Origin of the sequence: Microcystis sp. 49638_E5 (assembly GCF_021300285.1) — a bacterium.
In the GTDB taxonomy this organism is placed as follows: domain Bacteria; phylum Cyanobacteriota; class Cyanobacteriia; order Cyanobacteriales; family Microcystaceae; genus Microcystis; species Microcystis aeruginosa_C.
Window position 1 is genome coordinate 1 of the sequence record NZ_JAJTDH010000055.1, and the last position, 19,538, is coordinate 19,538.

The following is a 19,538-nucleotide window of genomic DNA, read 5'->3' on the forward strand; positions in this document are numbered from 1 at the left end:
AGCGGCACTAACGGCACTTTCGCGATTACCGACGATAACCCGATTCATGACGGGATCAAGTTTTACCACATAGAGAGGTTCGGCGGCGGCGATGCCGATGCCTTTGCGTTGTCCGATCGTATAATGATGGATACCGCTATGTTTACCCAAAACTTTGCCATCGAGATCGACGATATCGCCCTCACTAACGGCGATATACTTATCCAAGAACGATCGCATAGTTCCGTGAGCTTCAATCAAGCATAAATCCTGACTATCGGGTTTATCTGCTGTTTTTAAACCGAATTCCTGGGCAATCCTGCGGGTTTCTGCCTTGGTTTGTTCTCCCAAGGGAAATAAAGTCCCACGCAGTACATCTTGAGTTAGATCATAGAGAAAATAGGATTGATCTTTATTTTTATCGACGGCGCGCAGCAGTTGATAACGGTTGTTTTCAGGAGAAAAACGAATTCTAGCGTAGTGACCAGTGGCAATAGTGTCCGTTTGCAAGGTTTCCCTGGCATAATGCAGCATCGGGCTAAATTTTACCGCTTTATTGCACTGAGAACAGGGCAGCGGTGTGATTCCCGCTTCGTAACCGGAAACTAGATAATCAATAATTTCTTTTTGGAAAAGCTCGCGACTATCGACGATATGATGGGGAACCCCCAACTGCTCACAAATAAAGGCCGCATCCACCATTCCCTCGGAGCAGCATTGACCTTTACCCTTCATTAACCACAGGGTCAAGCCAATAACATCATAACCTTGAGCGTGTAAGGCGGCAGCGGCGACAGAGCTATCTACTCCCCCCGATAGACCGACAACAACTTTTCCCATAAATCTTGTAATGATTTTTAACCAATATACTTTCTAGACTAGCATCTCCTACTTTAAAATTTGGACATGGTGTACCCAAATTTCGTGTGAGGACAAACCAGCATGATGAGAACAAACCTACTGTTTTTCTCGGCTTTATTTTGGTTAAAAGTCGGGATAATCGCTCAAGCAACGCTGCTGCTAAAAGCAAACTTATCTTTTGCCCAGAATCTTTATCCCGGTCGTCGTTTGCCCCCACCGCCGGCGGTGAGACAACCAACTAAACGTTCAGACAGTCCCAGTGCTGTTAATTGTTCCCAATGTTCACCCTTAAATTTACCCCCAGTTAATTCTCCTTCAGTTCGTCCTCTGGTGGCGGACCCAGTTTCCGGTAATCAACCCCTGAGAGAATACGTTTTTCAAGCTCCCGCTACCGTGCGTCCTGCCGATGCTACGGTGGTTAATAATCATAATCGTCAAACTGTCAATCCACCAGCACCCAGACCTCAAAATCGCGCCAATAAACCCCCCGCACCACAGCAGCGGGTTATTGCCGCTAATCAACTCTTTCGCGTGGAAGTTAGTAGTAATAGTGCGGAAGCGTTGGCAAAAATTCAAGAAATTGAACCCCTCGCATTTATCCGCGCGGGAGAAAATGTTATTCAAGTGGGGTTATTTCAGCAACAATACCAAGCTAAACAACGGGTACAAGATTTAACTAAACAGGGTTTTAGCGCTCAGATTATTACCCTCAATAATTAGGGTATGCTGAAAAAGTCTGTTGGTGGGGTGTAGGGTGTGGGGTGTAGGGTGTGGGGTTTTATTCCCCCCCGTTCACTCCAATGGCTGACACTTTTTGATATCAAAAAAGTCTAAAATTTTTATCCAACAAGGTTTTTAGATTTATTCAGCAAACCCTAATTAGGGTTTGCGGCAAAAAGTCTGTTGGTGGGGTTAGCAGTCGGTCGTCAGGCTCCTTACCCCACAGTTAACTTTACTTTTGTCCAACTACTTACCTAGCACATAGAGTTAATTTTGTCAAGCAAAATTCTGACCGCATCGATGATCACATCCGGTTGATCCATCCAGATAAAATGGCCACTTTTATCCGCTTGTATTTCCATAAAATCTCTGGATAACTTGCCTAATTCTAGGTGCATCTCCTCCCGGAGTTGGTTGGCACTTTTGAGGGGAATAAAGCGAGTCCAAAGGGAAGGTTTAAAAAAAGAATTAGCTTTAATACTAACTATCGGTAAATTACCGAAATTGTTAGCCTTACTCACCTGACGAGCGCTTTGGTCGAGATTAAGCATTTCTCTACTCATCGTCATCCAGTGTTTAGCGCGACAGAAAGAACGCTTAACTCGATCACAAGAATCTGGGGAAAAGCGACGCAATTCTGGTTTTAATAATTCAAAAACTCCCAGAACTCTCATAACTCTTATAATGCCTAAAATTGAGCCGATAATCGACATACAAAATCCAGAGATGAAAAATAATTTTAATGCCTTTAATGCTGGCGACATTTTCAGCATTCCTTTGTCGTGTAAACCATCGGTGAGTACCAAACCTACTACTTTTTCTGGGAACAGATGAGCATACAGTCGAACATTATAACTGCCAAAAGAATCACCAACTAAAATATAAGGTGGTTCTATTTTTGCTTGGGTGAGTAATTGATCTAATTCCTGAACAATTTGGTAGCTAGTTCGCGGATATGGACTAGGATCGCTCCAACCATAACCGGCTCGATCATAAATACAAACCCTAGCTAATTGTGACAATTCTTCTATCAAAAAATATCCCTCAATTCCCCCTAAACTATGGTCAATAATAATAGTGGGACTAGCCTCTCCCGCTAGACAAAAATGTAGGCGATATTGACCCAGATTAATCAAATGACCCGGCGGTGCTTTTTGTTCTTCTAACCAAACAGATATCGCCTGATAAACTGTCGTCGCTACTAGGAGAATTACTCGAATTGATAAATACATAACTACACCTCTTGTAAAAATAAAAAAATTCTCTTGGTTGCTGGAGAATTAACCATGAATAATCATCAATTAAATGGTGGGCTCTTCTAGGTTCTGTGTGATAAGTTTAATTGACATAGGATCGATCGATCTTTGTGTCCTTTGTGTCTTTGTGGTTCGTTCCACCCCCTCGCTAGGAGAAATGTATTTTAGAATACATTTTACCCACCAAACCTGGGAGAGCCAATGGTGAGCAGCAGCAGTGATTAAAAGAGAGCGCCAGCATTGCAACCAAAATATAATACAAATGAACGCTTTACCCGATGATTTTGAGCCAAGTATTTCTAGTCAATTAAGCATAAATACTTAAAATACCCTCAAATGCGAGCTGCTACGCAGTGCCTTCGGCATCGCATTAACCTAAGAAAAAGCGCTTAATAAGTTGTTAAATTTCGGGAACAACATTAGCAGTATGCTGAAAATTGGCTAAAACTATTAAGATCATAGACCGAGTTTAATCTTATGCTAGAGAAAATACTATACGCTGATTCCGGCACAGGTCAAACCCAAGAAATGCTACAAGCATTAATGGATCTCCCGGCTATCCGGAAAGCGTCGATTACCATTCTCCGGGTTGTTCCCCCTCAGATTACCACCGAAGCTCTGGCCAGTAAATGGGAAGAAGGGACCCAAATGCTGACTAAAATCCTGCAAGAAGTCAAAATTGAACCGAGCAAAGTTTCCACGATTCTGCGTCAAGGAGATCCCAAAGATACCGTCTGTCAAGTTGCCGACGAAATCGGTGCAGACTTGATCCTGATGGGTTCCCGAGGACTGAAGCGACTGGAGGCAATTCTAGAAAATTCCGTCAGTCAATACGTCTTTCAACTGACTAATCACCCGATGTTATTGGTAAAAGACGATATTTACGTCAAAAAAATCAAAAAGGTGATGGTAGCTCTCGATAAGTCTAGCTCGGCTGATTTAGCTCTCGATCTGGCTATTTATCTCCTGCGGGATTATCCTTCAGCAGAGTTAATTCTCGCCCGCGTCAACCCCGACTTAAAACCGGAATTTGCCCCCACTTCCCCCAAAGAAATGGAAGAAAACCCGATTATAGGGCCGGCAGTGGCAAAAGCGAAACGGATGAATATACCCTATCGCTGTGTGGTGACGGGGGGTAAACCGGGGGAACAACTCTGCAAACTCGTCGATGATTATAATGTCGATCTCTTACTGTTGGGTTCGCCCGATCGCCGTCCTTCCGTGGCTAAGAGTTTACCAGATCTCGATCGCCTTCTCGGTACTTCCCTCTCGGATTATGTGCGGGTTAATGTCAATTGTCCCGTCCTTTTAGCCAGAAAAGAAGGGATTTAGCCCCTATTGGGTGTAGGCAGGTAAGTCTTGACTCATTTGGTTTAAGTTGCTGGCAATGGCTTTCATCGTCATAAAAGCCGAGCTAAAGGCGATTAGCTCATTTAAGGGATAACTTCGACTCTCAACCCGCAAGCTCAGTAATTGCTTCTCAAGAGATTCAATTTCTTGGATGAGCAATCCTAACTTTGGTGGGTTGAGAATGACCTGGGCAGCGATCGCGGTCTGTTGTGCGATCGCTAAAATCATCAGCCATTTTTACTTTTTTGGTGAGGACGGTGGGCAGGCGTTTGTGACCTTTTGCCCGTAAATATGCACCGATATTTTCCAGTTCAATTTTAAGAACTTCCCGATAAAGGAAAAGGATGGCGTTGAGGGCTTGGTTTTGGGTGGCGGCGGCAACGTTTTTGTCAACGGCAAGATGGGTCAAAAAGGACTTGATCTCTTCTTCCCCCATTTCACGAGGATGTTTTTTCTGATGGAAGAGCAGATAACGCTTAATCCAGTCCAGATATGTTTGTTCGGTGCGGTAGGAGTAACGCGGTAGGGCGGCTCTCGTCTCTCGCACTACGTCTAGGAGTTTTCGGGGTGGGGGAGGGTTCATCACAGAGTAAGCTAATCGGCATAACACGCTTATCGTAATATTATACGGAAAACTTCTCACGATCACTCTATTTAAGCGTAATATACAGAAAGATTCTTAAAAAAATGTGTATTTGGCGTGATATACGGAAAATTTCCGCATAATATATAGTTATACAGCTTCGATTGTTTTGATTCTTTTTTGACTCTTTGTATTTTATATGTTCAATCCAACACCCTATATTCAAGGTGGTAACCTTGTGTATACGATAGTTAAAAATTCTGAGAATGTTGTCTCGTTGAGCAATCCCCCATTTACCAATGCTTTACCACAGGGGGCAATTATGGAAGAAATGGAAGGGTGGAAGAAAACTGAGTTGCACTTGATACCTGATGGAGAAACTCACTCTTGCAGCCTAACAAGTATATCTAAGGCGCAGCAGCTCATGAACCGGGATGCTAATTTACTTCTAAGTATAGATATATACATTGCATGGATGTTTGGAGGGCAAAAGAACGGAGAAGGCAGCTACATTACTAACGCAACATCGTATTGCAGAGTGCGGAAATGTGATCCTGGTTTAAGCTTTAATCTATCGGCTAGTTTTGGTACTCCGTATAATGGCGCGCCTGCAGGATGTCAGCCTATTGCTCATATCCCATTTGTGATAACAGGAAAGTATGTATATAGGCAACACCTAGGTATTAAGAACTTTGATGGAGAGATTGAGTGGAGAGGTTACATAAGCGGAGCAGCTGATCGAGATAATAAATACAGAGGTGCGTTCTCGTGGGAGAGGACTGTGACCTGAATCCGCTATGCCCGGTGAAGATGGTATAAAAGATGATGGCAAGGGGGCAAAGTGCGATCGCCGATCTTGTAGGGTGCGTTAACGAAGTGAACGCACCTTATCTAATGTTCAAAATCCGTGCGTTACGCTAACGCTAACACAGGCTACATCATATCGATCGCCAAGATTAAGTGCGATCACCGATCTTGTAGGGTGCGTTAATGAAATGTAACGCACCTTATCTAACCCCAGTTCGGGTTAAGCAGCGGGGGGTAAAGCCCATTCCATCTTCAAGGAGGGTTTTTTCGGCTGGTGACAGTAAGCAATCAAACCACCCTTATTAGAAGCGGATAATTTCGATCGTGCATCGCGATCGTTGAAAACAGACATCAAATTCTCGAAAAAAGTTCGTTTGCCCAAGAATTAAGGGTATCTGAGAGGTTTTTGCCCAAGCAAAGGCTAGACGAACAGGTTCCAAATTCCCAATTTGAACATACACAAATAACCCTCGTGCTTCAACCCTTGCAAGATTTCCGGCCAATGGCAAGCGGACAGTTTGTTCCTCCCAAATTGCACCCAATTGCGGCCCGATGTCGTAAGGTAATAGATTGACCGTAGATCCGGTATCCAGCAGGGCATTCGCAGAAACAGAAAGGCCTGCATGACTCAGAGTGATGGGAATCGTGGGTAATGCTTCATCGTCGGAAAGGGGAAATTCGACTGTACTAGGCATGGGTAGATGCCTCTCGGTCATCCTGAATCATATGCATCAGAATATTGGCGGCTTCCGTGGCATCGTAGGGCGACCAAATCGGATACTCTGATGCGGAAAAGATAACCTGTAGTTCAGCATCCGGGATTTGTGCAGCTAGGAGTTTGAAGAGTGATAATTTGTCTGTCTGGCTCAGATTGTTGACCAGAAGAATTAACTCAGTGAGTGACATGGCTTAAACTTCTAGATATGCGAGAATAAATTGATCATAAGCGATCTGTGAGGTACGGTCTAACAATCCCGTTGCACACCGACCGTATCAGGTTGGTCGGTGCTGAGTAACAAGAACCACATCATGTGTTGCTACAATTTGATCCCACATCCATAATTCTATCAAGCTAAAATGGAGTGCTATCTAGAAGGAACTTATGATGAAATACAAAATTGTCCTTTATCGTTCTGAAGAAGGAATTACTGTTGGCGTTCCTGCGCTCCCCGGTTGTTGGTCCGAGGGAGATACTGAGGAAGAGGCATTAACCAATATCCAAGATGCAATTCGTGAGTATCTTGCAGCCTTAGAAGAACGCTTGCAAGATGGGGAAATTCGTGAAATTGAAATGCAGGTGTAACTATGCCTAGAATTCCTGGCGTAAATCACCTAGATGCAGTGCGAGCCTTGGAGAAGGTAGGCTTTCGGATCATTCGCCAAGGCAAACATATCATCTTGAGTGATGGGGTGCGTCAAGTTGCTCTTCCAAGGCACAATCCAATTAAGGCATTTACAATGGGTGGAATTGTTCAAGATGCTGGTTTGACAGTCGCAGAATTTCGTAAACTATTATGAGTGCGATGCCAAAGGCACTGCGTAGCAGATCGCCTCGCCCGTAGGTTGGATTGACGCAAGGAAACCCAACATCAATCAACTCATAACAGAGTGCGATGCCGAAGGCACTGCGTAGCAGCACGCCGATCTTGTAGGGTGTGTTAATGAAGTGAACGCACCTTATCTAATGTTCAAAATCCGTGGGTTACGCTAACGCTAACACAGGCTACATCATATCGATCGCCAAGATTAAGTGATTGCCAAACACACCCTATCAATTCAAAAGAGCGAGATCGTTGAGGTTAAAATGGAGAAGGCAGTCAATGGGGCAAGGCTATGACAGTTCGGCAAAGGCGTTACAGCAAAGAGGAGATGGCTCGTCGGGGGAAAGAACTCTACGAGTCTGGCATTCGGCAGCAAGTCGAAGCGGGTAATGAGGGTAAAATTATCGCGATCGACATCGAAACCGGAGATTTTGAGGTTGATGAAACGGTCGTAGCTGCAACCAATCGGCTATTTGAGCGTAACCCTGATGCCCAGCCTTTTGGAATTCGGATTGGACACCCTGCCGTGTATCACTTTGGTTCGCGGAGCTTAAAGAAGAATTCATGATACACGAAGTCTTGTTTGATTTTTACACTGCAACAGTCATTTGGGATGGGCAATATCGCGAGGTTGATATCGCAGCATCAGAGACAGAGCCGTTGCTCGGAATGGCGATGCTCTACGGTTATCGATTGCAGGTGGATAATGTTGAGGGCGGCATCGTTGAGATCAAAGCATTGTGATCCCATTAAGAAGTGCGATCAGAGGATATTACTTTAGATTAGGAAAATCCCCTGAAAAAATCGCTCAAGCTATTTTTGAGATATGATAACTAGGCTACCTCGAAAGATTTACCGAAGGCTCAAACCTTTAAAATTTCCTGTAAGAAACCTAATAAAGTATTACTCTTGATGTGACCTAAAACAACCTAATTAGGGATCAAGTGTTTGAGTCCAACACTCCGACTAGAGAGATAATCTATCGAACGGGCTTACACCATTCCAGCTTTTAACCTACATAAGGCATATGGTTTTATTGTAACCGTTCAGGGGGGGGATGTCAAGCCGCCAGTGGCATTGACTCTGTGGAAGGACTCTCCTGGGGCAGCAGAGAAGGAGAAGAACTGCCTTTCCTAGAGGCATGGATACTACTCTCTGACAGTAGCCGCTCTTTTCTACGTCTTTTTAGATTATCAGATTTTGTCCCCCCCTGAACGGTTACTTCAAGGGAGAAAAAGCGATCGGGCTATAATAGAGAAAATTTTATTTTAACTTGAGAAAATTCATTATGACAGCCACTATTGAAGACATTCGGGCAATACTAAAGGAATTGGCCCAATCCCAACAAGAGTTATCCCAATCCCAACAAGAGTTATCCCAATCCCAACAAGAGTTATCCCAAGCTCAAAAAGAAACGGATAAACAAATCAAGGAAACAGATAAGCAAATTAACAGAGTTAGTAAGCAGATTGGGGAGTTGGGCAATCGTTTAGGAGAGTTTGTCGAGTGGCAAGTGCGTCCTGCGGTGGTGCGTCTGTTTCAGGAGCGGGGCATTGATGTGCATGAGTTTCACCCCGGTATTTCGGTAAAACGGGATAATGAGGGTTTAGAGATTGATCTATTGGTAGTGAATGATACGGATGCCATTTTAGTGGAGGTCAAAAGTAAGTTAACTCAAAGGGATGTGGATGAGCATTTACAACGTTTGGCGAAGTTTAAGCGGTTAATGCCTCGTTTTCGAGATGTAAAGGCTTTGGGAGCAGTGGCAGCGATGATTGTTCCCAATGAGGTGGCGAGTTACGCTTGTCGTCAGGGTTTGTTTGTGTTGGTGCAGTCAGGGGAAAATGTAATAATTTTAAATGATGCGGAGTTTACGCCCCGGGTTTGGTAGGTTTAGCTTTCGTTCCACCCCCTCGCTAGGAGAAATATATCTTAGAATACATTTTACCCACCAAATCCAAGAGAGCCATGAGAGTGAAGAGATTGAAAATTTAGAGATTTTATTTTTCTCCAAACGTTTAGAGTCTCAAACCCAATTTGAATTACTATTAGAGGAAAATTTAAAAATGACTGAGCCATTAACAGCAGGTTTACTTATCACCTTAGCAGTACAAGAGTTTGTGAAGTCTGGGACGGGGGATTTAGCGAAACGGTTTACGGCTGAAGCTTTGGCTAAGATTCCCATTTTATGGGAAAAAATCAAAACTCGCTTAACAGGAAAATCTCCTAAAGTTGATGAAGCATTGGCTAAGGTTGAGAGGGGTGATAGTACAGCCGTTGAAACCTTGACTAAAAATTTGGATGTGATTTTGGATGAAGATCCTGCTTTTGCGAAAGAGTTAAAAGTTTTAGCGCAGACAATCCAAGCGGGTAAAATTCAGGATAACAGTAGTATGATTCAAAATAATTCTGATAATGCTAAAGGTTGGCAGACAAAAGTTGAGGGGGGAACTGCCTATATTGGAGAGATTCACATTAACCAAGGTCAACAACCTAAAACTTAAATCGAGGCTTATTGTCAATGACTGACCTAATTTCTGAACTTTGCCAATTGACGGCGGAAATCCTGCAAGATAATCCCCAAGCGGATCTCGCTCGATTGGTGGCGTTGGTCAAAACCAACATTGATGCTAATTCACAATTAACTGAGGCAATTCAAGATGATCGTCGGTTAGTTCAGATTAACAAAGGAGATGCAAAGGGGTTTCAAACTTTGGTGACGGGTGGAATTGCCAATATTGGGATTCACTTAAATGATGTTAATCGGGAGACTTTGCAAGAGGTTTTGCGAGAAGCTTTAGAGGATTTATTGAAGTCATTGCAACCTGTAGGTATTCCTGAGAATATTCCCCGTAGTGGTGTGACTAAGTTTGTCGGTCGGGAAGATGAACTTCTTACCCTACATAACCAGTTACAGCAAAATAAGGTGGTGGCGATTTCTGCGATCGCAGGGATGGGAGGTGTCGGGAAGACAGAACTGGCGATTCAGTATGCTGATTTGCATCAAGAAGATTATCAGGGTGGCTTATGTTGGTTATTTGCTAGAGATGTCAATATTGGTATTCAAATTGTTAGTTTTGCTAAGGCAAAAATCGAGCTTAAAATTCCTGATTGGATAGATAAAATTGAGGATCAGGTTTCTTTTTGCTGGCGTAATTGGCGATCAGGGAATGTGTTGATTATTTTGGATGATGTGGTCAATTATCCTATGATTGAACCCTACCTACCGCCGAAAGATTCTCGTTTTAAGGTCTTGATGACTACGCGGTTAAAGTTTGGTTCTCCGATTCAAACAATCCCTTTAGAAGTTTTGAGTTTGGAAAATGCGTTAGAGTTATTAGAATTTATTATTGGCAAGGAACGCATCATTAAAGAGCCAGAAATCGCGGAAACGCTTTGTCGCTGGTTAGAGTTTTTGCCATTAGGATTAGAGTTAGTGGGGCGTTATTTGAATGAGGTTCCAGACTTATCTTTATCTACTTTATTGTTCCGTTTACAGGAAAAAGCGAAAAAACGTCAAGCTCTCAAACATAAGGCTCTAGAAATTGAGGAAGAAACTCGAACTTCTACGGCTAAGTTAGGGGTGGAATCTGCTTTTAATTTGAGTTGGGATTTGTTGGATGAGTCGAGTCAACATTTGGGCAAATTATTAAGTTTGTTTGCTAATGCACCGATTCCTTGGGAGTTAGCAGAACGAGTTGAGCAAAAATATTATTTAATGTATCCTGAAAAAGGCGAGTTTGATCTTGATGAATTAGAATTGGCGAGGGCAAAACTGCTCCGTTTTCATCTCTGCCAAAATATTGATCTACAGACTTATCGTTTACATTCTTTAATTCGAGAGTTTTTTAGAGGCAAATTAGAAGGAGAAGAAGATGTCACAAACATTAGTTAAAGTTAAGCAAGAAACTGACGCTGATCAACTGAAACGAGCTTTTGTTAAGGTAACGGCAGAAGTTGCCCAAGAAATTAAACAAGACTTAACATTAGAAGATCTTGCAAGATTTAAACCGTTAATTGAACACCTCAAAATTACAACAGAGGATTTAAATCAATGGCTAGAAGATGAAGATTTATTTTGGCCTTTTAATGGTTTAAGTAAATTTTATAGAGAACAAGGACTCTATAAAGAGGCAATTCCCTATCTTGAACAGTGTTTAACTATCACTGAACAGCGTTTAGGCAATGAACATCCCACCGTTACCAGTGCTCTTAATAATTTGGGTTCCCTTTATGAATCTCAAGGGAAATATTCAGAAGCGGAACCTCTTTTGGTGCGATCGCTTTCGATTAGGGAGAAGCAACTGGGAACTGACCATCTTGATGTTGCTAACACTCTCAACAGTCTGGCATTAGTTTACGAATCTCAAGGTAAATACAGCGAAGCCGAACCCCTTTATTTGCGCGCACTCTCGATTCAAGAGAAGCAACTGGGAACTGACGATCCTTACGTTGCTGAAACTCTCAATAACTTGGCAGCACTTTATTATTTCCAAGGTAAATACAACGAAGCCGAACCCTTTTATTTACGCGCGATCTCGATTCAGGAGAAGCAACTGGAAGCTGATCATCCCAGACTTGCCATCAGTCTCAATGGTCTAGCAAGCCTTTATAAATCCCAAGGTAAGTACAACGAGGCTGAACCTCTCTTGGTGCGATCGCTTTCGATTAGGGAGAAGCAACTGGGAGTTGACCATCCTTACGTTGCCAATGCTCTTAATAATCTCGGATCACTTTACAAATCCCAAGAGAAATACAGTGAGGCCGAACCCCTCTTACAACAATCGCTCTCGCTCTTAGAACAGAAATTAGGAGCCGATCATCCTAATGTTGCCACTATTCTCAGCAATTTAGCGGGACTTTATGAATTACAAGGGAAATACAACGAAGCCGAACCTCTACTTTTGAGATGCCTTGAAATTGATAAAAAAGCTTTAGGGGAAGAGCATCCTTATTTTGCTTCTAGTCTCAACATTCTGGCATCACTTTATAATTTTCAAGGGAAATACGAAGAAGCCAAACCTCTCTATCTGCGATCTCTTGCTATCTGGGAAAAACAATTAGGAGAAAATCATCCCCACGTTGCCACTAATCTCAACAATCTGGCAGCACTTTATGTATTTCAAGGGAAATATGAAGAAGCGGAGCCTCTCTATCTGCGATCACTGACTATCTGGGAAAAACAATTAGGAGAGAATCATCCTGACGTTGCTCAAAGTCTCAATAATTTAGCAAAACTTTACCAAGCACAAGGACGATACAACGAAGCTGAACCTTTCTACCAAAGAGCCTTAGCGATTTTGATGGCAACAGTAGGCGAAAATCATCCCAATACTCAAAAAGTTCTAGATGGTTTGAAGACACTAAAAGAACAAAGAGCAGCAGATAATGAATAATGAATCTCCTAATTAACTGACAAAAATAAGGTGATAATGATGCAACAGACTTTAGTTAAAGTTAAGCAAGAAACCGAGGCAGACCAACTAAAACGAGCCTTTGTTAAGATAATGATTGAAATTTCTCAAATCATTCCTGAAACACCAACTTTAGAAAATATTGCTATTTTTGAACCTTCTATTGAACACATCAAGGTTGCCACCGATAACTTAATCGAATGGCTGGATGATGAGGATTTAATTTGGCCTTTTGTTGGTTTGGGTCGCTTTTATAAAGGTCAAGGACTCTATCGTGAAGCAAGTCCCTATTTTGAGCAATGTCCTAACCAAATAGAACAACGAATAGGCAATGCACATTCTACCTTAGCCACTGCGCTTAATAATCTGGCAGTACTTTACAGTGACCAAGAGAAATACAAAGAAGCAGAACTCCTTTATCAGCGATCACTAGCTATTAGTGAAAATCAATTAGGATCAGAGCATCCTTCTGTTGCTATTAGCCTCAACAATTTAGCTGAACTTTACTATAGCCAAGAGAAACACGAAGAAGCAGAATCTCTTTATATAAGATCTCTTATAATTTTGGAAAAACAATTAGGAGAAAATCATCCCCACGTTGCCACTAATCTCAACAATCTGGCAGCACTTTATGTATTTCAAGGGAAATACGAAGAAGCGGAACCTCTTTATCAGCGATCTCTATCCATCAAAGAGAATTTATTAGGGATAAATCATCCTGAAATTGCAATAAGCCTCAACAATATCGCTGCATTTTATTATGCCCAAGGGAAATATGAAGAGGCGGAACCTCTCTATCAGCGATCTCTATCTATCAGAGAGAATTTATTAGGAGTAAATCATCCTGACATTGCAATAAGCCTCAACAATCTGGCAGAACTTTATCGTAGTCAAGGAAGATACGAAGAAGCAGAACCTCTTTATCGAAAAGCAATTACTATCACTAATCAAACTTTCGATACAAACCATACCAATACGCAAATAGCTATTACAAATTACTTCTCAATGCTTTCCCAAATTTCTGACAAAAAACTACAGCCAGAATCCTAACACACTACTTTAGCCGAAATAATCCATTATGTTATAATACAAAAACATTACAGAGCCATGCAGTAAATAATGAATATTAAAAGACAACAACGACTCGTAAAAATTTACAAATGATGCGACAACAGCAATCATAGTATTCATTCATTCAATCATTCCAATCATAGTTTAGACTTATAATGTAATAAACCATAACAAAAAGCAGATAATTTAACTATGCAAATTAAAGACATGAACTCCGAAGAATTAAAAGCGTTAATTGAAAACACAATTGACGAAACCTTAGAATCTTACTTTGGTGATCCCGATGAAGGAAAAACCCTTAAAGAAGAAGTGAAACAACGCCTATTAGCAATAAAACAAAGACGCGAAGCAGGAAAGAAAGGAATGACCTCCGCCGAGGTTTATCAACGTTTAGGATTAAAACAAACTCAATTCAAACAACATCATGAATACAACAACTCAAACCATCAAAGTCTATAACGAAATTATTGAACTAATCGCAAGGGGAACCACCCCCCAATCGGTGATTAACTTTCATCTTTCCGATACCGCTCAAAATCGGCTAGAAGACCTAATTTATAACGCTAAAAATAATGAACTTACCCAAGAGGAAAAACAGGAACTCGATGCTTATTTAATGCTAGAACATATTATGACCCTAGCAAAAGCAAAAGCTCACCAATATCTCAATGGAGCTAACTAAAATGGCTCGACCTTACATTAGTTTAGAATTGCGAAAATTAGTTGCTGAACGTGCCGATTTTCTCTGTGAATATTGCTTAATTTCTGCTTCTGATAGGGTATCTGGCTGTCAGGTGGATCATATCATTAGTTTTAAACATGGGGGAGCAACTTCGGCTGATAATTTGTGCTACGCCTGTATTTTTTGCAATTTACAAAAAGGTACAGATTTAGGCTCAATTAATTGGGAAACTGGAGAACTTGTCCGTTTTTTTAACCCGCGTCGAGACTTGTGGAAAGAACATTTTCAACTTAAAGAAGCTTTTATCCAACCCATTACTGATATTGGTAACGTGACAGCTAGAATTTTAGATTTCAATAACAAAGAACGCTTACAAGAGCGACAATTATTAATAGAAATTGCTAAATATCCACCTGTTTCTGCAAAACAAAGACTTCTTTAAATTTATTTCATAACCTCTCTCTCCACAAGCATTAGAATTGAAAAAACGACTCTTAGAAGACAATCATCCTGATGTGACACTTTCCCTCAACAATTTGGTGCATTTGTACTATTTTTAGGCAGGTACACAGAAGCAGAACCCCTCTATTTACAAGCTTTAGCAATTGCCGAGCAAGCTTTAGGGGAGAATCATCCTACTACTGTTAAGATTCGGGAAAACTTAGAGTCGCTCCCGTAGGATGGGTTATTAACCCATCCGATAATACAACAATATAAAATAATACAATCACCTTCAATCAACCAAACAATCATGACTACACTCAAAGATATTGAATCCGCGATTCTCCAGTTGCCTGACGAAGAAATCCATCAATTATCAGCTTGGTTACAAGACTATCTTGATGATAGTTGGGACAAACAGATAAAAAACGATCTCGAATCAGGGAAACTCGATCGACTATTACAAAAAGTCAACAATGATATCAGTAACAATCAAGTTAAGCCTTTAGATGAAATCCTTAACAACTCCTGATTTTTGGCAATGTTATGCCAACTTACCTCCCTACATTAAGCAACAGGCAAAAAAAGCCTATCGTCTCTGGATTAGTAATGTTTTCCATCGATCATTACATTTCAAGAAAGTAGGGAAAAATGTCTGGTCAGTCCGAATAACTGAGAATTATAGAGCTTTAGCATTGAAAAAAGGTGAAGATTATTACTGGTTTTGGATTGGTTCTCATGATGAGTATGAAGAGTTAATTAAATAGAAGGAGAAAATTAACCATGCTAGATCCTAAAGAATTTCGCAATATTATCCACCAAGATTTTACTGAAGTTATAGTCATTTCAATTAAGATTGAGAATATCAATCCCAGAGTTCATAAGGCTTTTGTCGGTTTAGACTGTATCAGACTTATCTGAAATGACTATACCTCACAGGAATTTCTGGCAAATCAAAAAAAATACTGTCCAGAAATTTTTGAAGGCGATAACTATCCCAATATCACTGAAAATCTTAATAATTTAGCAAAACTCTACCAATCTCAAGGAAGGTACGCGGAAGCTGAACCCCCTCTATTTACAAGCTTTAGCAATTGCCGAGCAAGCTTTAGGGGAGAATCATCCTGCTACTGTTAAGATTCGGGAAAACTTACAAACGCTGCGACAACAGCAACATCCATCGTCTTAACTGTGATCAATTTGACCATGGGATGGACTATAATTGATCATTGATGAAGACTTGCTGAATACAACACAATCATAGTATTCATTCAATCATTCAAATAACAGTTTAGACTTATTATGGGATTATGGGATGGACTATATTGTTAATATTGTTTTGCAGTACAAAAAGGTAATAAAAAATCATGGACAAACAACTATTACTCAATAAAATTAAACAAGCAGTACAAGCGATCGAACCACAAGCGCAAATATTTCTTTATGGTTCACGGGCGCGAAACGATGCTCAACCAGACTCTGATTGGGATATATTAGTATTAGTTGATGGGATCACTAACCCTACTCGCACATCTCAAATCCGTCGTCAAATTTATGAAATCGAATGGGAAACAGAAGAAGTTATTTGTACCATTGTTCGCAGCAAAAATCAATGGGAACATCCCTTATTACAAACTACTCCTTTCTGGCAATCAGTTAACAAAGAAGCTATTATGCTATGAGTAAAAATTCCCCTCACGATCAACTAATTAGGTATCGTTTAAATCGTGCAGAGGAAGCCTATCAAGATTCTTGTTCTCTTGCTTATGGTGCAAGATGGAATAGTTGCATCAATCGTCTATACTATAGTTGCTTTTATGCTGTTACGGCTTTACTTGCTTACGATAATCTCTCATCTCCAAAACATACAGGTGTCCGTAGTCTCTTCAACAAAAACTACATCCGTAGTGAAATTATTTCAAAAGACTTTGGTGCAGTTTATAACGAATTGTTTGAATACCGTCTCGAAGCAGATTATACAGACTTTGCAGATTTTGATGAATTACAAGTTCTTCCTTTTATTGCAAAAGTGAGAGATTTTTTAAATATAATTTCAGACCTGCTTCCTGCTGATTAAATGACAAAAGTATTGTATGACAATACATTAAGTAAAGAGCATCTCAATACACAAATGATTCGTAATAATTTACAAATGATGCGACAGTCACATCCATCGTCTTAACTGTGATTGATGGGATTATGGGATGGACTATAATTGATCATTGATGAAGACTTGCTGAATACAACACAATCATAGTATTCATTCAATCATTCAAATAACAGTTTAGACTTATTATGGGATTACCGTAGGTGCTTCTCATCGATGCCTCTTAGATTACCAGATTTTGTCCCCCCCGAACGGTGACAATTTATCAGCGTTTTCTCCTTGTTTGTCGCCGGTGATGCCATTGACTGAGGAGACGATAACTAACAAAATAAGTGATAATGCTCGCCAACAGACCTGTAATCAAACTGCCAAAAAATAGCGTTAATAAAAATTCACCGCTCAAACTTGCCCAATTTTCCGCCCAACTTTGGTTAGAGGCAAAAATACGACTATCGATCGCTTGATTTCCTTGACCTAAAAACAATTCTCCCAATTTATAATTAAACAAAAACAGGGGAATATAGGTAAAAGGATTACTCACCCAAGTGGCTGCCGCTGCCGCAATTTTATTGCCCCGCACACAGAAAGCTAAAAAAATCGCAATAATGATCTGTAATCCCATCCAAGGAAAAGCCCCAGAAAACACCCCCACCGCTAACCCGCGAGCGATTTCGATCGGATGTCCCTGCAATCGCACCAAGCGAATCCACCAGTAGCGACAGGAGCGCGTCAGACGATTAATTAGGTTATTCCCTTTATTTTTCGCTTTTAATGACCGTGAGCGCATATTTTCGGGCATAAATGCTGACAAAATTGATCCTGACTTCAATTTTAGCAAGGAGTGATTCAGAGATGTTGAACACAGGGGATACGATCGCCGCTATCGCTACGGCGATCGTTCCAGAACAGGGTAGTATCGGTATTGTCCGTTTATCCGGTAGCGAGGCAGTGGCGATCGCTCGTAGGCTGTTCCATACCCGCAATCGTCAACCCTGGGAAAGTCATCGTCTTCTCTACGGTTATATCCGACATCCCCACAGTCAGGCAATTATCGATGAAGCTTTGCTGTTGCTCATGTTAGCGCCTCGCTCTTTCACCCGCGAGGATGTGGTGGAATTTCACTGTCATGGCGGCATTATGCCCGTACAACAGGTGTTACAGTTATGTCTAGAAAATGGGGCGCGTTTGGCACAAGCGGGGGAATTTAGCCTGCGTGCCTTTCTTAACGGCAGAATTGACCTAACTCAAGCCGAAAGCGTCGTCGATCTCGTTGGGGCGCGTTCTCCCCAAGCGGCACAATTTGCCCTCGCTGGGTTGCAGGGGAAACTCGCGCAACCGATTCGGCATTTGCGTGCCACCTGTCTCGATATTTTGGCCGAAATTGAGGCCCGTATTGACTTTGAAGAGGATTTACCGCCCTTGGATCACGAGGCGGTTCTCCATAGCATAGAACAGGTTTTTTGTCAAGTAAATTTAATTTTAGCCACCGCCGAGCGCGGGGAATTGCTGCGTAGTGGTCTGAAAGTGGCGATCGTGGGACGGCCGAATGTGGGTAAATCCAGTTTGTTAAATGCTTGGAGTCGGAGCGATCGAGCGATTGTCACCGATTTACCCGGCACTACCCGCGATATCGTCGAATCTCAGCTAGTTGTGGCAGGAATCCCCGTACAAGTCCTCGATACGGCTGGAATTCGCTCGGCCAGCGATCGAGTCGAACAAATTGGGGTGGAACGTTCCCGCCAAACGGCCCGGTCTGCTGATTTAGTTCTCTTAACCGTCTCCGCAGAGTCAGGATGGACCGAGGAAGACGAGGAAATTTATCGCTCTGTCAGCGATCGCCGATTAATTTTAGTGATTAATAAAATTGATTTAGCTCATCCCGAAACGGTAATTTATCCAGCAGAAATTGAGCGAGTTGTCAAGCTTTCCGCCGCCCAAAATCAGGGTATTGAAGAGTTAGAAAAAACTATTATTAATGCTGTCCAAAATCAAGAAATACAGGCGGCTAATTTGGATTTAGCCATTAATCAACGACAGGCGGCCGCTTTAACTAGGGCGAAAATTGCTTTGCAACAGGTCAAAAACACAATTGACGAAAATTTGCCTTTTGATTTTTGGTCGATCGATCTGCGTACTGCCATTCAATCCTTAGGAGAAATTACCGGCGAAGAAGTGACTGAATCGGTACTTGATCGCATTTTTAGCCGTTTTTGTATTGGTAAATAAGCAATGAGGAAATCTGGTCAACTGTGTTGGGTTAACTGTAGTCTTGTTGAGGATTGTATAACTCAGATATTACTGGAAAAAAAGACTTTCCAAGCGGCCGTAATAATGGCACTTCCCAAAAGGATAATCAATGTCCAGACCTGATTTTTTTGGGTTCCTTCCACTGATTTTAGCCGATTGTCGATGCCTTCAATTTTCCCGTCTAAAACTTTAATATCCCCTTTGATATCTGCTTGTCCTATCTCAAGTTTTGTTAAGCGATTATCTAATCGATCAAACCGTTCATCAATCTTATCGAATTTCTGGCTAACTTCCTTGATACTGTCTTTAATTTCTTTAAGGACGACATCCAGGGAATAAGTAACAGTTTCGTTAGACATTGGGTCAACTCCTATACTGCATCTGGTTGGATATAATTTTATCTCAAGTCTAGGCTTTAAGAAAATTTTCTTTCAGGAGCGGTTAACTGTAGTCTTGTTGAGAATTAGAGAACTCAGATA

The 19,538-nt window shown here is 41.4% G+C and carries 26 protein-coding genes and 2 pseudogenes; 21 read left to right on the plus strand and 7 right to left on the minus strand.

Annotation, left to right across the window (positions count from 1 at the left end; all coding sequences use genetic code 11):
• On the minus strand, window positions 1-819 hold an 819-nt coding region (mnmA, locus tag LW728_RS15260; RefSeq protein ID WP_287767184.1), incomplete at its 3' end, for a tRNA 2-thiouridine(34) synthase MnmA.
• 102 nt (window positions 820-921) lie between these two features.
• On the opposite strand from mnmA, the gene LW728_RS15265 reads away from it, so the two are divergent.
• Window positions 922-1,560, plus strand: a complete 639-nt coding sequence (locus tag LW728_RS15265; RefSeq protein ID WP_287767185.1) for a hypothetical protein — start codon at window positions 922-924, stop codon at window positions 1,558-1,560.
• A gap of 254 nt (window positions 1,561-1,814) precedes the next feature.
• On the opposite strand, the gene LW728_RS15270 is transcribed toward LW728_RS15265, so the two are convergent.
• The gene (locus LW728_RS15270) at window positions 1,815-2,792 is read right to left on the minus strand and encodes an alpha/beta fold hydrolase (RefSeq protein WP_287767186.1); all 978 of its coding nucleotides are present in this window, start codon (window positions 2,790-2,792) and stop codon (window positions 1,815-1,817) included.
• Between the two features lie 501 nt (window positions 2,793-3,293).
• Between LW728_RS15270 and LW728_RS15275 the strand changes: the two genes are divergently transcribed.
• Complete coding sequence (locus LW728_RS15275) at window positions 3,294-4,148, plus strand: universal stress protein (protein WP_002803408.1); 855 nt, start codon at window positions 3,294-3,296, stop codon at window positions 4,146-4,148.
• Window positions 4,149-4,305: 157 nt separating this feature from the next.
• Here the strand turns inward: LW728_RS15275 and LW728_RS15280 are convergent, their stop codons facing one another.
• Complete coding sequence (locus LW728_RS15280; protein WP_287767187.1) at window positions 4,306-4,749, minus strand: site-specific integrase; 444 nt, start codon at window positions 4,747-4,749, stop codon at window positions 4,306-4,308.
• A gap of 199 nt (window positions 4,750-4,948) precedes the next feature.
• On the opposite strand from LW728_RS15280, the gene LW728_RS15285 reads away from it, so the two are divergent.
• Window positions 4,949-5,539 (plus strand): hypothetical protein, encoded by a 591-nt coding sequence (locus tag LW728_RS15285; RefSeq protein ID WP_287767188.1) that lies wholly within the window; start codon window positions 4,949-4,951, stop codon window positions 5,537-5,539.
• 319 nt (window positions 5,540-5,858) lie between these two features.
• Here the strand turns inward: LW728_RS15285 and LW728_RS15290 are convergent, their stop codons facing one another.
• Window positions 5,859-6,251, minus strand: coding sequence for a pepsin/retropepsin-like aspartic protease family protein (locus tag LW728_RS15290; RefSeq protein ID WP_002753443.1), 393 nt, complete (start codon window positions 6,249-6,251; stop codon window positions 5,859-5,861).
• Complete coding sequence (locus LW728_RS15295; RefSeq protein WP_002753442.1) at window positions 6,244-6,462, minus strand: hypothetical protein; 219 nt, start codon at window positions 6,460-6,462, stop codon at window positions 6,244-6,246. The genes LW728_RS15290 and LW728_RS15295 overlap by 8 nt, the downstream gene beginning before the upstream one ends.
• 199 nt (window positions 6,463-6,661) lie before the next feature.
• On the opposite strand from LW728_RS15295, the gene LW728_RS15300 reads away from it, so the two are divergent.
• From LW728_RS15300 to LW728_RS15380, 17 genes and pseudogenes are all read left to right on the plus strand, one after another.
• Window positions 6,662-6,859 carry a type II toxin-antitoxin system HicB family antitoxin gene (locus tag LW728_RS15300; RefSeq protein ID WP_002738180.1) on the plus strand — a complete coding sequence of 66 codons (198 nt, stop codon included), beginning with the start codon at window positions 6,662-6,664 and terminating at the stop codon, window positions 6,857-6,859.
• 2 nt (window positions 6,860-6,861) lie between these two features.
• Window positions 6,862-7,074: a type II toxin-antitoxin system HicA family toxin gene (locus LW728_RS15305; protein ID WP_002791471.1), complete on the plus strand. Its 213-nt coding sequence runs from the start codon at window positions 6,862-6,864 to the stop codon at window positions 7,072-7,074.
• A 315-nt stretch (window positions 7,075-7,389) separates the two neighbouring features.
• On the plus strand, window positions 7,390-7,665 hold the full coding sequence (locus LW728_RS15310) for a hypothetical protein (protein WP_024970721.1): 276 nt from the start codon (window positions 7,390-7,392) through the stop codon (window positions 7,663-7,665).
• 5 nt (window positions 7,666-7,670) lie between these two features.
• Window positions 7,671-7,841: pseudogene (locus LW728_RS15315) on the plus strand (clan AA aspartic protease); the annotation flags it as partial.
• Window positions 7,842-8,385: 544 nt separating this feature from the next.
• Complete coding sequence (locus LW728_RS15320; RefSeq protein ID WP_110579307.1) at window positions 8,386-8,988, plus strand: DUF3782 domain-containing protein; 603 nt, start codon at window positions 8,386-8,388, stop codon at window positions 8,986-8,988.
• A complete protein-coding gene (locus LW728_RS15325) occupies window positions 8,957-9,601 on the plus strand; it encodes a hypothetical protein (RefSeq protein ID WP_287767189.1) in 645 nt (214 codons plus the stop codon). Before LW728_RS15320 ends, LW728_RS15325 begins: the two co-directional genes overlap by 32 nt.
• A 17-nt stretch (window positions 9,602-9,618) precedes the next feature.
• Complete coding sequence (locus tag LW728_RS15330; RefSeq protein ID WP_287669800.1) at window positions 9,619-10,992, plus strand: NB-ARC domain-containing protein; 1,374 nt, start codon at window positions 9,619-9,621, stop codon at window positions 10,990-10,992.
• Window positions 10,973-12,493 (plus strand): tetratricopeptide repeat protein, encoded by a 1,521-nt coding sequence (locus tag LW728_RS15335; protein ID WP_287669798.1) that lies wholly within the window; start codon window positions 10,973-10,975, stop codon window positions 12,491-12,493. Before LW728_RS15330 ends, LW728_RS15335 begins: the two co-directional genes overlap by 20 nt.
• 39 nt (window positions 12,494-12,532) lie before the next feature.
• Window positions 12,533-13,561, plus strand: coding sequence for a tetratricopeptide repeat protein (locus LW728_RS15340; protein ID WP_287709538.1), 1,029 nt, complete (start codon window positions 12,533-12,535; stop codon window positions 13,559-13,561).
• Between the two features lie 228 nt (window positions 13,562-13,789).
• Window positions 13,790-14,041 carry a hypothetical protein gene (locus LW728_RS15345; RefSeq protein ID WP_260441947.1) on the plus strand — a complete coding sequence of 84 codons (252 nt, stop codon included), beginning with the start codon at window positions 13,790-13,792 and terminating at the stop codon, window positions 14,039-14,041.
• Window positions 14,007-14,264, plus strand: a complete 258-nt coding sequence (locus LW728_RS15350) for a hypothetical protein (protein WP_072928049.1) — start codon at window positions 14,007-14,009, stop codon at window positions 14,262-14,264. The genes LW728_RS15345 and LW728_RS15350 overlap by 35 nt, the downstream gene beginning before the upstream one ends.
• 1 nt (window position 14,265) lies before the next feature.
• Window positions 14,266-14,706 (plus strand): HNH endonuclease, encoded by a 441-nt coding sequence (locus tag LW728_RS15355; RefSeq protein WP_002770066.1) that lies wholly within the window; start codon window positions 14,266-14,268, stop codon window positions 14,704-14,706.
• A gap of 150 nt (window positions 14,707-14,856) precedes the next feature.
• Window positions 14,857-14,943, plus strand: a pseudogene (locus tag LW728_RS23250) (tetratricopeptide repeat protein); the annotation flags it as partial.
• Window positions 14,944-15,015: 72 nt separating this feature from the next.
• Entirely contained in the window at window positions 15,016-15,237 is a 222-nt protein-coding gene (locus tag LW728_RS15365; protein ID WP_002736659.1) for a hypothetical protein, read from the plus strand.
• Complete coding sequence (locus LW728_RS15370; RefSeq protein ID WP_002737575.1) at window positions 15,215-15,472, plus strand: ParE family toxin-like protein; 258 nt, start codon at window positions 15,215-15,217, stop codon at window positions 15,470-15,472. The genes LW728_RS15365 and LW728_RS15370 overlap by 23 nt, the downstream gene beginning before the upstream one ends.
• A 600-nt stretch (window positions 15,473-16,072) precedes the next feature.
• Complete coding sequence (locus LW728_RS15375; protein WP_002737075.1) at window positions 16,073-16,387, plus strand: nucleotidyltransferase domain-containing protein; 315 nt, start codon at window positions 16,073-16,075, stop codon at window positions 16,385-16,387.
• A complete protein-coding gene (locus tag LW728_RS15380) occupies window positions 16,384-16,782 on the plus strand; it encodes a HEPN domain-containing protein (protein WP_287767190.1) in 399 nt (132 codons plus the stop codon). Before LW728_RS15375 ends, LW728_RS15380 begins: the two co-directional genes overlap by 4 nt.
• Before the next feature lie 295 nt (window positions 16,783-17,077).
• Here the strand turns inward: LW728_RS15380 and LW728_RS15385 are convergent, their stop codons facing one another.
• Complete coding sequence (locus LW728_RS15385; RefSeq protein ID WP_002803625.1) at window positions 17,078-17,611, minus strand: DUF2062 domain-containing protein; 534 nt, start codon at window positions 17,609-17,611, stop codon at window positions 17,078-17,080.
• A 53-nt stretch (window positions 17,612-17,664) separates the two neighbouring features.
• On the opposite strand from LW728_RS15385, the gene mnmE reads away from it, so the two are divergent.
• Complete coding sequence (gene mnmE / locus LW728_RS15390) at window positions 17,665-19,038, plus strand: tRNA uridine-5-carboxymethylaminomethyl(34) synthesis GTPase MnmE (RefSeq protein WP_287767191.1); 1,374 nt, start codon at window positions 17,665-17,667, stop codon at window positions 19,036-19,038.
• A 62-nt stretch (window positions 19,039-19,100) separates the two neighbouring features.
• Here mnmE and LW728_RS15395 read toward each other — a convergent pair whose 3' ends face one another.
• Window positions 19,101-19,418: a polyhydroxyalkanoate biosynthesis repressor PhaR gene (locus tag LW728_RS15395; protein ID WP_104396203.1), complete on the minus strand. Its 318-nt coding sequence runs from the start codon at window positions 19,416-19,418 to the stop codon at window positions 19,101-19,103.
• Window positions 19,419-19,538 lie beyond the last annotated feature (120 nt).

Excerpts from the sequence above, each read along its gene's own strand:
- LW728_RS15285 (WP_287767188.1), top strand. The coding sequence starts at position 4,949 with ATGTTCAATCCAACACCCTATATTCAAGGTGGTAACCTTGTGTATACG.
- LW728_RS15380 (WP_287767190.1), top strand. The coding sequence starts at position 16,384 with ATGAGTAAAAATTCCCCTCACGATCAACTAATTAGGTATCGTTTAAAT.
- mnmE (WP_287767191.1), top strand. The coding sequence starts at position 17,665 with ATGTTGAACACAGGGGATACGATCGCCGCTATCGCTACGGCGATCGTT.
- LW728_RS15350 (WP_072928049.1), top strand. The coding sequence starts at position 14,007 with ATGAATACAACAACTCAAACCATCAAAGTCTATAACGAAATTATTGAA.
- LW728_RS15335 (WP_287669798.1), top strand. The coding sequence starts at position 10,973 with ATGTCACAAACATTAGTTAAAGTTAAGCAAGAAACTGACGCTGATCAA.
- LW728_RS15295 (WP_002753442.1), bottom strand. The coding sequence starts at position 6,462 with ATGTCACTCACTGAGTTAATTCTTCTGGTCAACAATCTGAGCCAGACA.
- LW728_RS15340 (WP_287709538.1), top strand. The coding sequence starts at position 12,533 with ATGCAACAGACTTTAGTTAAAGTTAAGCAAGAAACCGAGGCAGACCAA.
- LW728_RS15280 (WP_287767187.1), bottom strand. The coding sequence starts at position 4,749 with ATGAACCCTCCCCCACCCCGAAAACTCCTAGACGTAGTGCGAGAGACG.
- LW728_RS15355 (WP_002770066.1), top strand. The coding sequence starts at position 14,266 with ATGGCTCGACCTTACATTAGTTTAGAATTGCGAAAATTAGTTGCTGAA.
- LW728_RS15290 (WP_002753443.1), bottom strand. The coding sequence starts at position 6,251 with ATGCCTAGTACAGTCGAATTTCCCCTTTCCGACGATGAAGCATTACCC.
- LW728_RS15370 (WP_002737575.1), top strand. The coding sequence starts at position 15,215 with ATGAAATCCTTAACAACTCCTGATTTTTGGCAATGTTATGCCAACTTA.
- LW728_RS15395 (WP_104396203.1), bottom strand. The coding sequence starts at position 19,418 with ATGTCTAACGAAACTGTTACTTATTCCCTGGATGTCGTCCTTAAAGAA.
- LW728_RS15325 (WP_287767189.1), top strand. The coding sequence starts at position 8,957 with ATGATGCGGAGTTTACGCCCCGGGTTTGGTAGGTTTAGCTTTCGTTCC.
- LW728_RS15385 (WP_002803625.1), bottom strand. The coding sequence starts at position 17,611 with ATGCCCGAAAATATGCGCTCACGGTCATTAAAAGCGAAAAATAAAGGG.
- LW728_RS15300 (WP_002738180.1), top strand. The coding sequence starts at position 6,662 with ATGAAATACAAAATTGTCCTTTATCGTTCTGAAGAAGGAATTACTGTT.
- LW728_RS15320 (WP_110579307.1), top strand. The coding sequence starts at position 8,386 with ATGACAGCCACTATTGAAGACATTCGGGCAATACTAAAGGAATTGGCC.
- LW728_RS15330 (WP_287669800.1), top strand. The coding sequence starts at position 9,619 with ATGACTGACCTAATTTCTGAACTTTGCCAATTGACGGCGGAAATCCTG.
- LW728_RS15375 (WP_002737075.1), top strand. The coding sequence starts at position 16,073 with ATGGACAAACAACTATTACTCAATAAAATTAAACAAGCAGTACAAGCG.
- LW728_RS15305 (WP_002791471.1), top strand. The coding sequence starts at position 6,862 with ATGCCTAGAATTCCTGGCGTAAATCACCTAGATGCAGTGCGAGCCTTG.
- LW728_RS15270 (WP_287767186.1), bottom strand. The coding sequence starts at position 2,792 with ATGTATTTATCAATTCGAGTAATTCTCCTAGTAGCGACGACAGTTTAT.
- LW728_RS15310 (WP_024970721.1), top strand. The coding sequence starts at position 7,390 with ATGACAGTTCGGCAAAGGCGTTACAGCAAAGAGGAGATGGCTCGTCGG.
- LW728_RS15345 (WP_260441947.1), top strand. The coding sequence starts at position 13,790 with ATGAACTCCGAAGAATTAAAAGCGTTAATTGAAAACACAATTGACGAA.
- LW728_RS15275 (WP_002803408.1), top strand. The coding sequence starts at position 3,294 with ATGCTAGAGAAAATACTATACGCTGATTCCGGCACAGGTCAAACCCAA.
- LW728_RS15365 (WP_002736659.1), top strand. The coding sequence starts at position 15,016 with ATGACTACACTCAAAGATATTGAATCCGCGATTCTCCAGTTGCCTGAC.
- LW728_RS15265 (WP_287767185.1), top strand. The coding sequence starts at position 922 with ATGATGAGAACAAACCTACTGTTTTTCTCGGCTTTATTTTGGTTAAAA.